Genomic DNA, 10795 nt, shown 5'->3' with positions numbered 1-10795 from the left:
CCCGGTACATCGTGTCGAGACCGATCTCGTCAGCCAACGTCAACGGCCCGACAGGCATGCCGGCCTGTTTCCCGCAGTTTTCGATCAGCACGGGCGAAACGCCCTGTGTCAGAAGAATAATGCCTTCGTTCATGTAGCTGCTGACGCAGCGGCTGGTGAAAAAGCCAGGGCCGTCGCCCACGACAATCGGCGTCTTGCGTAGGATCTTCGCAAGATCGAGAGCGTGCGCCACCGTCTCGTCGGAGGTGGCGCGACCTCGAATGATCTCCAGAAGCGGCATTCGCGGCACCGGCGAGAAGAAGTGGAGGCCGATGAAACGATCGGGTCGCGGGCTTGCCTCGGCAAGGGTGGAGATTGGTATCTTGGACGTGTTGGTGGCGAAAAGAACCTGCGGACCCGCAACCGCGAGGGTCCTTGCAGTTATCTCGGCCTTCACCGCTCGTTCCTCGAACACGGCTTCGATGACGGCTTCGCAGCCCGCCAGCTTCTCCAGGCGCTCCGCGGGGACAATGCGGGCGAGGGCGGCTTGCGCCCGATCTCTTCCGATCCACCCTTTCTCGACCTGTTTGCTGAGCGAGGAGGCTATCCTTTCCCGGCCGGACCTCGATTCATCGAGAGTACGATCGTGAAGCGCCACTTCTAGCCCGGCAAGGCTTGCGATCTCCGCGATCCCGGCGCCCATCAGGCCGGCGCCGAGCACCCCCAGCCTGGTGACGCGAAACGTTTCGACGCCCTTTGGCCTCGCGGCCAGCTTTCTTGCTTCATTGACCCCGAAAAACATGGTCCGGAGAATGTTTTGCGCCATTTCGGAGCGCACCAGCGACACGAAATATGAAAACTCGACCGCCAGCCCCTGGTCCATAGGTAGCCGGATGCCCTCGAATACTGCGGACAGAATTGCGCGGGGTCCGGGAAAAAGGTCGCGCGTCTGAGCCTGTACCTGGGCGCCTTTTGCCATGAAGTAGCGGTGGATTTCAGGGCTTGAAGGGCCTCCGCCGGGCACCAGGAAGCCTAGCCTGTCCCATGGTTGCGAAGCGCCATCCTGCCGCAATATCCATGCCTTCGCTTCGGCCAGCAGGTCGGATTGAGGCACCAGCGCATCGACTATGCCAACCTCGAGCGCCTCATGGGGTGACATGCGTGTGCCATCGAGCATCAGCGGCAGCGCCTTGGCGACGCCGATCATTCGAGGCAGCCGCTGTGTCCCGCCGGCACCGGGCAGGAAGCCCCAGGTGACCTCGGGAAGCCCGAACCGCGCATCGGTCCTGTCGCTCGCGATCCGGTGGTGACAGGCCAGGCAAAGTTCCAGTCCGCCACCGAGCGCGGTCCCGTTCATCGCAGCGACGACCGGCTTCTTGGATGTTTCGAGCCGTCGCAGACAATCGCGGAACGGACTCATCTTCTCCATTACGATCTCCGGGGGAAGCGCGCGAAGATCGCGAATATAGGTCAGATCCGCGCCCACGACGAACTCGTCCTTTGCGGACGCGAGCACTATCCCGCGCACGTCGGACGACTGAATGGCTCTGTCCGCACAGTCGATGAACGCAAGGCGCGCATCCGGAGCAAGCACATTCATGAGACGATCCGGCATGTTCCATGTAATGGTGGCGATACCGTCGGGATCGATTTCGTATTCAATCATTAAAGGCCCTTTAGTCAAAACAATGGTGAGCACCATTGCGACAGCGACTGGTTCAGACCAAACCGCCTCGCGCGGGAACTGGGCAGCCCCAGTCAGGAGGGGTTCCTGTCTGAGCCCCGATGGCCCGAACTGCGCCATAATGTAACATTTCAACGCATCGTGTACCGCTAGGTAGAATTTAATTCTGCAAACTGTCAAGAACTCGGATGTCGCCCTAGCAGGTTCGGCCGATACCGTGGCCCTTGAGGAACTCACGCTCCTCAAAGGACAGCACCCGCAAGCTGCTTTCATAGACTTGGTAATTCCAAGACGGCCAGGGGGAGTCGATGCATGCATCGAGTTTTTGCAGAGCAAACGGTGGTYCCGCTAAATTGACGACGGCAGAAGAGCGGGCTATCGATCCACGCCAGTGCTTCCGCGCCTATGTCGAACAGCAACTCGTGCCGGCCTTGAAACAAAGCGACATCGTCGCAATGGACATGTGTGGACGCCCCCGTCGGTGCAAGAAGATTCTTTCCAAGAGCACGGAGCGTGGTGGGTCAATGCCCCATCATCGGGGTAATGCTGCGGCTGATGTGCACCAGCCTGGGGCCGACTTCGTTTTCGAGCCTTGGAACATCGACCGCGAAACGAGCCCCCGCGCAATTCAGCGCCATGACCTCCATCCCATCCGTCGAGACGAGGGGAACGCCGACGCTTCTTATGTCGCGTTGCCACTCGCCGTCTACTATGCAGAAGCCGCGCTCCCTGACCTGTGCGATCGCATCCTCGACGCGCGCGCGCAGATCGGGCCAGTCCGAACCGTGGCGACTTGCCAGCCGTGAATACAGAGCATCGCGCTCCTGGTCAGAAATGCCCGCCATGAATGCACGCCCCATGGCCGAGCGTGCGATGTCGATCCGGCTACCGACATCCAAACGCAGGGTCGTCATCAGGCTGGCATTGCAGACGTCGACATAGATCATGCTCAGTCGGTCGCGGCTGCCGAGAGCGACCGACAGGTTTGCAAACTCGGCAATCTGCTGCATGTGCTCATGCGCGATGAGGCGCACGCGCAGACTTGAGAGAACGGGATAGCTCAGAGCCAGAATCGCGGGGGCCGGTTCGTATTTTCCAAGCCTCTTGAGAAATTTTAGATATCCCAGTTCGGTCAGCGTGTGCGTCAGCCGAGAGATGGTCGGCTTGGGCAGGTTCGTTATGCTCGCCAACTCGCTGTTGCCGAGTGGGCCGGGGCGAGCGCCGAACGCCCTGAGAATCTCCAGTCCGCGTGCCAGCGCCCAAACAAATTTGCGGTCTTTGGAAAGCGAAGGTCCGATGTCGTCGGCATCGAATACGAGTTGCATTGCGGAACGTGACGAAGAGGATTGCTTGGCACGCGCCCTTCGTTTCTTTGTGTCCGGTGATTCGAGCGCGACCGCTGAACTTGTGTCTGTCTTCATCGCCTTCGCTCGAATGCCTTCGCGTTCTCGTGGAACCGGAGGCCACGGGCCGCTCCGTTGTCTCGGTCCGGAAACGACAAACTCTGCGGCATTTGCCGCGCGATCGCCGGCAGCACCTGATCCCGGGCACGAACTATATGCCAAGGATTTGAGTTCATAACACGGCAGGAGATTTCTTCAAGGTAATCCGAGGGCCTGCGCGCCTCGCTCACAGCGCACGGTCCGGAAAGGTCGACGGTATTCGTCTTGAAGCCGGCACGTTGATGGAACGGCTGGCGAGGTTCCGGCGGCGGCCGAGGAACTGAACGCCAAGATTAGGCAAGCGGCTCGCACCGCGACTGCACAACCTCAAGGATCGGACGTTCCACACGTTCGAGAACGGCGATGCTCACCCCGGCGCTGTCAAACCACTCGGAGCACCGATCAACATCGCGCTTCATTCTCGACCACTGTTCTTCATCTCGCGGCGTTGATCACCACGCGATCCGTCGCGTTGTCGACGATCCTGAAGAAGCTTCTCGGCATCGCGAAAGGAAGGCCAGTTCGCCAGGGCGCGGCGGAACTGGGTCGTATTGAGCGGTCTCTCTTCATGATCGAATGGTACTCGAACCCGGCATTTCGCCGGCGGTGCCAAGACGGGCTCAACAAAGGTGAGGCCGCGCACAACCTGTAGCGCGTGTCTTCTTCCACGAGCGCGGCGAAATCCGCGACCGATCATTGGAAAGCCAAGCGCTCCGCGCCTCCGGCCTCAATCTCGAAGTTAGCGCGATCGTGCATTGGAATACGGTCTATATCGAACGGGCCGGCACCCACTGCGCAAAAATGCCCCGCGAGATCCCGGATCATCTGCTCACATTACGCCATGCCGCATGACGTTGATGCTCCGTTCGACCTTAGCGTGTCGCCGGGAACAGTTCTTGTTCCGACCCCAGATTGCGGCGCCGTTCGATGCTCATGGGCTGCGCCTCACACGCTGCCGTTTTGGGCCTTTGATGTACTTGATAGGCGCAGACTAGACCCGGGACAGGCGAGCCACAGACGGGCGAACGACGCCCCATGGCTACACCACGACTGCGCCGAAGCTAAGCCGAACACGCTCATGACCCGCGCTTGGTCGACGAGCGCCAAGGATGGTTTGGTCGCAGAGGCACGTGGACGGCAGGATAACCATCGCCGAAGTGAGCATCGCTCATTCCTGATGGTTCGGGGCTTTCGATCTACTTACCGTGGGCACGGCAGGTTGCGATGGCTGGCCGCCCGAGAACTAGGAGCCGAGTCAGGCCTGTTCGAAATCGTGGGGCTTCTTCTGCAGCTGCAGAGACAGGATCATCAATCTTCGGCCAATCACCCGGAATCGTTGAGAAATTGAAGAAATCTTCTCCGAAATTCACTGGCTAATCAAAGCGAGAATCCCATGAAGGCTTACGAGGATTACAAACACCTGCTCTTCGAGCGCAAAGACCATGGCGTGCTCCTGGTCACGATCAACAGGCCGGATCGCATGAACGCCTCGAATGCGGTTTTACATGAAGAATTTGCCGACGTCTGGCTTACGGTCAAGCAGGATCCGTCGGTTCGGGTCGTGGTGATCACGGGCGCCGGGCGGGCGTTTTCAGTAGGTGGAGATCTGTCTGAAGGCTTAAAAACGATGGGCCAGATCTCGAATGTCATCGAGACCGGCGAGCAAGCCCTGCGCATCGTGTACAACATGCTGCATCTAGACAAGCCGATCATCTCTGCCATCAACGGGTCGGCTGCCGGCGCCGGCCTGGCCGTGGCCTTGACTGCCGACATCTCCATCGTCGCAAACGACGCGCGGCTGACGGACGCGCACGTCAATATTGGAGTGGCTTCCGGCGACCACGCCGTAATGTTGTGGCCGCTCTACTGCGGCCTTCCCAAATCAAAGCTCTACTTGCTCACCGCCGATATTTTGGACGGTCAAGAGGCGGAGCGCATTGGGTTGGTGTCAATGGCGAAACCTCGCGAGGAGGTCCTGAGCACAGCGCTCGAATATGCTGGCCGACTTGCTCAAAAACCACAGCGTGCCCTGCATTGGACTAAGCGCTGCCTCAATCATTGGGCTCGGCAAGCAGCTCCCATCTTCGATCTGTCTGTTGCCTACGAGGGCTTGAATTTCATGGAACCGGACGCAGCGGAAGGAGTGGCAGCGTTCATGGAACGTCGCCCTCCCCAGTTTCCATCGACGAAGTAGGTCATCATGCAACTGACAAACCCTCTGCAGTCCGAGCCCAAGGATGTCGAACCAGTTACAAAGCTCGGGCAGGGCGCGTCCCTGTCGTACCGCATTGACGGCATTCGCTTGCTGCACCGTCACGCCGAAATGACGAGCTACGGAGCCACCGAGCGTGGCGGCGTCATGCGCCCTGCGCTGAGTGCTGAGGAAACTGCCGCGCGCCATGCACTTTTGGTTTGGGCACGCGATCGGCGGTTCGTTTGTGGCGTGGACACTATTGGCAACCTGTTTATCAGGCGACCTGGCACAGATCCTGATCTGCCACCGATTCTTATCGGTTCACATCTCGATAGCCAGATGCCGGGCGGAAATTTTGACGGGGTATACGGCGTCCTGGCTGCTTTCGAAGTACTTGAGACTCTTGAAGACCTTGGGGTCAAGACAGTCCATCCTGTAGAGGCAGTGGTATGGATGAACGAGGAGGGCTGCCGCTTTTCTCCCTCGACCATGGGCTCGGCCGTTCACGCGGGAGAATTGCCGCTGGAAATCGCGCTGGATCGTCTCGACAAAAAACGGATTTCTGTGCGCAAGGCTTTGGGCGAGAGCCTGCACCAACTGGGTGATTTGGAACAGCGCCCAGTGGGAGGTGCGTCGAGCGCCTATCTTGAAGCGCACATAGAGCAAGGCCCGCTCCTCGAAGCCAATGGGTTGAAGATTGGCGTGGTTACCAACATCCAGGGGGTCATGCAGTTCGAAGTCACTGTGCGCGGTGAGCAAGCCCACGCAGGGACGACCCCAAAGTACTTACGAAAGGACGCTCTACAATACGCGTTGCGACTGATTGACGAGCTGTCAACCCAGATTGAATGTATCGACGACCGCGTTCGGTTCACCGTTGGAGCGATAAGTGTATTGCCGGGGGTTATCAATACCATACCCTCTCAAGCTTGCTTCTCTATCGACGTCCGGCACCCGGAAAGCTCTGTTCTGGAAGGCATCTCAGACCTGATCTCTGTTATCTGTCGATCCACGTCAGGCGTGTGCGAAGTTCAAGTTGAACCGCTTTTGCATTCGGCGCCGGTGGCGTTCGACCCCGGGGTTGTTGAAATCGTTCGCTTCGTGGCAGAAAGCCTAACGCCCTCCATGGACGTCCTGTCGGGCGCTACGCACGATGCCAAGAACATGGCGCTGTGTTGCCCGTCTGGAATGATGTTCATTCCCTGCCATCGTGGCATCAGCCACAACGAAGCTGAATCAGCCGAGCCCGACGACATGGTCTTGGGTGCGAACGTTCTGCTCAATTCTCTCATCGCCCTTGACGGCCGATTGCACAGCTTACCTTTATGACCCTGAATGGCACGAGATCCGCCGCATCGCGCAGCGGTGGACGCCGTTTCGGTGCAGAAGCAGGCCGACGAGCACAACATCCAGGCCGCACACACGGCAAGATTAATCTTTGGGGGCTTCACGGCTTGCACAGACAGAAAAAGGACATTCGAGATGGAAGAGCGATCATCAAAACGGCCCCAGATGCCCTCCAACACTGACAAGCCGTTAACGTTCCTGGGTGTTCGAGACGGCTCGGACGTTTCGAACTTGGACGCCGACGTGGTGATCATGGGCGTTCCTTGTGCCACGCCGTATCTGCACACGCCAGAATATGGGCGGGCCAATCTTTCGGGGCCGAGAGCGATACGGCGTGCAGCAGCCATGTTTGCACAATCGCACGACCGTATCGACTGGGATGTCTCAGACTCGATGTTCTCGGGTCTTTCAGACCGGGTCGTTGACATCGGCGACCTGGATGTTTCATTCGAGAAGGCCTCTGATAATCGTGCGTTGATCAAATCCACAACGGAAGCGATTATTCGGCAGGGAGCGGTTCCTGTCGTGCTCGGCGGCGAAGACTCCATCCCGATCCCAGTCGTTCAAGGTTTGGCCAGTTTCGAGAATGTGACCATACTGCAAGTGGACGGTCATATGGACTGGCGCGACGATGTGAATGGTGAACGTTATGGTCTTTCCAGTGGCATGCGCCGAGCCTCAGAACTGCCCTTTGTCAAGAATATCATCCAGGTTGGCATGCGGGGGCCAAGTTCGGGAGGCCCCAAGGAAGTGGCCGACGCCAAAGCATGGGGCGTGAAGTTCTTTACGGGTGAACAGGTTCATGACGACGGCATTGATCCAGTCATAAAAAGCATACCCGAAGGCGCGAACGTCCATATTAATTTCGATCTTGATTGCTTGGACCCTTCGATCATGCCAGCTGTCTGGGTACCCACCCCCGGCGGGCTGAGCTACTGGCAAGCTTCCAAGCTTATCAGGGGCGTAGCGCGCAAAGCGAAGATCGTCAGTTTCGCTATGGTGGAGTTCGTCGAAGATCGAGACGTCACAGGGACTGCCGCGATAACAGCGTCCCGCCTGGCCACAACGGCGATAGGCGAGATATTGCGCAGTCGAAAAGGGTAAACACGCATTCACAGCGGCTACATGAAGGCGATAGAGGGATCGGCGCTCATTTGATGCGACGGCAAGCGTGGAGCCGACGATCACGCGGCTCAAAACCGGGAGATCTTGAATGCGTAGACGTGAGTGGACACCGTCCAGACTTGTGGAAGCTGCGGATACCGACCTTGGCGTTTCCGATTGGATCTTGCTCGATCAACAGCGCATCGACGAGTTCGCGCGCGTCACGCTGGACGATCAGTTCATCCATACGGACCCGGTCAAAGCGCGGACGTCCGCCTTCGGGGGAACCGTCGCACACGGATTTCTCACGCTCTCCATGATGTCAGCTATGTCGTATCAAGTAGTGCCGGGCGTGCACGGCCGAACCACAGAAATCAACTATGGGTTTTCGAACATACGCTTTCTGTCTCCTGTGCGAGCGGGATGCCGTATTCGCGGGCGCTTTCATTTGAAAGAGTTCACTGAACGCAAGCCAGCGCATTGGCTTGCGACGCTGCAAGTATTGGTCGAGATCGAGGGCGAGGATAAGCCTGCTTTGATCGCTGAATGGCTTTGCATGTCGGTCCTGTAACGACGCCCGATTCTACGCCTCCCACCACGCGCCGCCTTACTGCAATCGTCTCACCTGGTATGTCGTTGGCTGAAACCAGTGGTGGGCTTCTTCGATCGCTGGCTAGCAACCCGCATCGGCGCTGCCAATTCTAAGGGCCGATCTCTGGGACTCTCCCGCAGAGCCATTCCTCTTCCGTTTCCTTGGTATCGCATTCACAGGTTCCATGATGGCCTCCCCCGGGCATCGTCAGCCGAACGACAGATCAAACATAAGTGACCACTGACCGGCAAAGGGTGTCGATCGTTGAGGGCAGCGCGAATTCACCTTCATTGATCTTCCCGCTCCAAGCTTTGGACGGCGCGGTAATGCAGAGTTCAACCCGCGAGCATCTCCTCTTGCCTCTCCCTCGATGGTGATCGGGAAGATGGCGATCCCTGTTTCAGCTTTTTCCAATACTTCTCACCATCAGGTGGACCTACCATAAAGCGCAAAAGGCAGCGACGAAGCGGAACGTCTTGCAGAGCAACTTCCGGTGTACCAACCCACCATGCACCCTGTTGCTGACACACTCTATGGAGGGCAGGCAAGTTTCAGGGGTTCTGATGTCTATAGTCAAATTCGACCGCATTTGAACGGCCGCTATCTGCCTGAAAACAGAGCCCCAATCTGCGTGTTGGATCATCGCTTCGTCCTTCCGCTACCGTTGTCTATGCGGCGCGAGCAAGGGCATCGGCCCCATACGTTTCGTGAGCTCTGTGATTGCCTCGGACACCCAACGAAAACCTTCTCCTTTTTGAGAAATAGAGGCCGCCAATGACTTCGGACAATTTAAACCCGCTGGACTCCTTCACCGTGCCGCGGTTCGCGGACATCGCGACCTTCTTTCGAACTCCCTGGCTGAGCCAGGATTCTCAGGTCGACATCGCCCTCTTGGGCGTGCCCTTCGATTTCCAAAGCAATCGAGCCGGTGCGCGCCACGGGCCTGCACAAGTCAGAGAAATGTCACGACTTATACGACGTTTCAATTCCAATGGCGGTCCGTCACCGTTCGATCAATGTAAGGTCGCGGATCTGGGCGATATTCCCGTCATCCCGATCGACATCTCACGCAGCGTGAAGGGGATCATCGAGCGCATCGGGAAAATCGCTTCAACAGGCGCCACCACCGTTTGCGTCGGGGGCGACCATGGCGTCACCTATCCCGTCATAAAGGGACTCGCCAGCAAAGAGCCGCTCGGCATCATTCATATCGATTCTCACCCGGATACCTACACCGATGCCTGGGGCGATCTTTATAACAACGGGACCTTGCTTCGTCGGTGTGTAGAAGAGGGTCTCATCGACCCAAAACGCAGTATCTCTGTCGGCATCCGCGGCACTCGCTTCTCGCTCGATGATCGCGACTACCATCAGGAACATGGCATGCGACTGGTCACCTTCGACGAGTTCGAAGAGCTAGGTCGCCCCAAGACGATCGAGCTGATCAGAGAAGTAGCAGGAAGCGGGCCGACCTATCTGACTTTCGATATCGACTCCCTTGACGCCGTGCAATGCATCGGCACGGGCGCGCCCGAGCCGGGCGGCTTTACGATGCGCGATGCGCAGGTAATTTTGCGTGGACTGCGCGGGCTCGACATCATCGCAGGAGACGTTGTGGAGGTGTCGCCGCCGTTCGATGTTGGCAGCCACACCGCCCTGAACGGGGCGAATATCATGTTCGAGATCCTGTGCTTGGTGGCCGATACGGTTGCTCGACGGAAGGTAAAGGCATGACTTGAAGCACGAGCAACGGGCCTAGGATCAATTCCAGCCGCACACCATCGCACCGCGGCACGCTCCCAGTTTCGGGGCTTTGCATCGAAATAGTGTCGACGGTTTAGAGGCAGCCTGCCAAAGCGTCTGGCGAGCAAATTTGGAGTAAGCAAATGAATGTCGCGCATCTCCTGGTCAGATCAGCCATGCGCTATCCGGATCGGCCGCTATGGGTGCTGAAAGACGGAGCAATTACCTATCGTGAAGGTCGCCGGCGCCTGGATCGCATTGCAACGTCCTTGTTGGCGGAAGCAAAGCAGCATGACCGGGTGGCAATCCTCGCGACCAACCGCTTCGAGGGTCTGGAGATCTATATTGCAGCCATGCACGCCGGCATGGCTGCCGTTCCAATGAACCCAAAGCTGCACGCGCGAGAATATGCGCACATCCTTTCAGACTCCGGGGCAAGCGTGCTTGTCTACACCAGTGAATTTGCCGATATGGTGGAAGAGATCGCCACCATAGTGGCTATGCCGGAAAAGGTTTTCTGCATTGGTGAGATGGGCAGCGGCAATCGTGGGAGACCCTACGACACCCTCCTGGATGGAGCTGACGTCGGCGCTCCCGACATCGACATCGATCCCAACGACCTGGCTTGGCTCTTCTACACCTCGGGAACGACGGGGCGTCCCAAAGGTGCGATGGAAACCCACCGAAACCTTTTGACGATGGTGCAGTCC

General features: G+C 58.2%; 8 protein-coding genes and 1 pseudogene. 7 read left to right on the top strand and 2 right to left on the bottom strand.

Translation table 11 applies throughout. The features are described from left to right. Both AC1DZP_RS35085 and AC1DZP_RS35080 read right to left on the bottom strand, forming a co-directional pair. Nucleotides 1–1681: 3-hydroxyacyl-CoA dehydrogenase NAD-binding domain-containing protein (locus AC1DZP_RS35085; protein WP_477308818.1), on the bottom strand; the 1681-nt coding region annotated here is incomplete at its 3' end. Nucleotides 1682–2184: 503 nt separating this feature from the next. Then, complete coding sequence (locus tag AC1DZP_RS35080; RefSeq protein ID WP_477308816.1) at nt 2185–3084, bottom strand: IclR family transcriptional regulator; 900 nt, start codon at nt 3082–3084, stop codon at nt 2185–2187. A gap of 314 nt (nt 3085–3398) precedes the next feature. On the opposite strand from AC1DZP_RS35080, the pseudogene AC1DZP_RS35075 reads away from it, so the two are divergent. The 7 genes and pseudogenes from AC1DZP_RS35075 to AC1DZP_RS35045 all read left to right on the top strand — a co-directional run. Continuing rightward, a pseudogene (locus AC1DZP_RS35075) lies at nt 3399–3936 on the top strand (Tn3 family transposase); the annotation flags it as partial. 562 nt (nt 3937–4498) lie between these two features. Next, on the top strand, nt 4499–5299 hold the full coding sequence (locus AC1DZP_RS35070) for an enoyl-CoA hydratase/isomerase family protein (RefSeq protein ID WP_477308814.1): 801 nt from the start codon (nt 4499–4501) through the stop codon (nt 5297–5299). Between the two features lie 6 nt (nt 5300–5305). Further along, on the top strand, nt 5306–6628 hold the full coding sequence (locus AC1DZP_RS35065; protein WP_477308812.1) for a hydantoinase/carbamoylase family amidase: 1323 nt from the start codon (nt 5306–5308) through the stop codon (nt 6626–6628). A 6-nt stretch (nt 6629–6634) separates the two neighbouring features. Beyond that, nucleotides 6635–7750, top strand: a complete 1116-nt coding sequence (locus AC1DZP_RS35060; RefSeq protein WP_477308810.1) for an arginase family protein — start codon at nt 6635–6637, stop codon at nt 7748–7750. A 109-nt stretch (nt 7751–7859) separates the two neighbouring features. Continuing rightward, nucleotides 7860–8321, top strand: a complete 462-nt coding sequence (locus AC1DZP_RS35055; protein ID WP_477308808.1) for a MaoC family dehydratase — start codon at nt 7860–7862, stop codon at nt 8319–8321. A 795-nt stretch (nt 8322–9116) separates the two neighbouring features. After that, nucleotides 9117–10076 (top strand): agmatinase, encoded by a 960-nt coding sequence (locus tag AC1DZP_RS35050; RefSeq protein ID WP_477308806.1) that lies wholly within the window; start codon nt 9117–9119, stop codon nt 10074–10076. Nucleotides 10077–10228: 152 nt separating this feature from the next. After that, nucleotides 10229–10795, top strand: a 567-nt coding sequence (locus AC1DZP_RS35045) for an AMP-binding protein (RefSeq protein ID WP_477308804.1), incomplete at its 3' end; no start/stop codon positions are given.

It is taken from the genome of Mesorhizobium sp. P2_F8, assembly GCF_056403655.1.
This window is presented reverse-complemented; position numbering and strand designations above follow the sequence as displayed.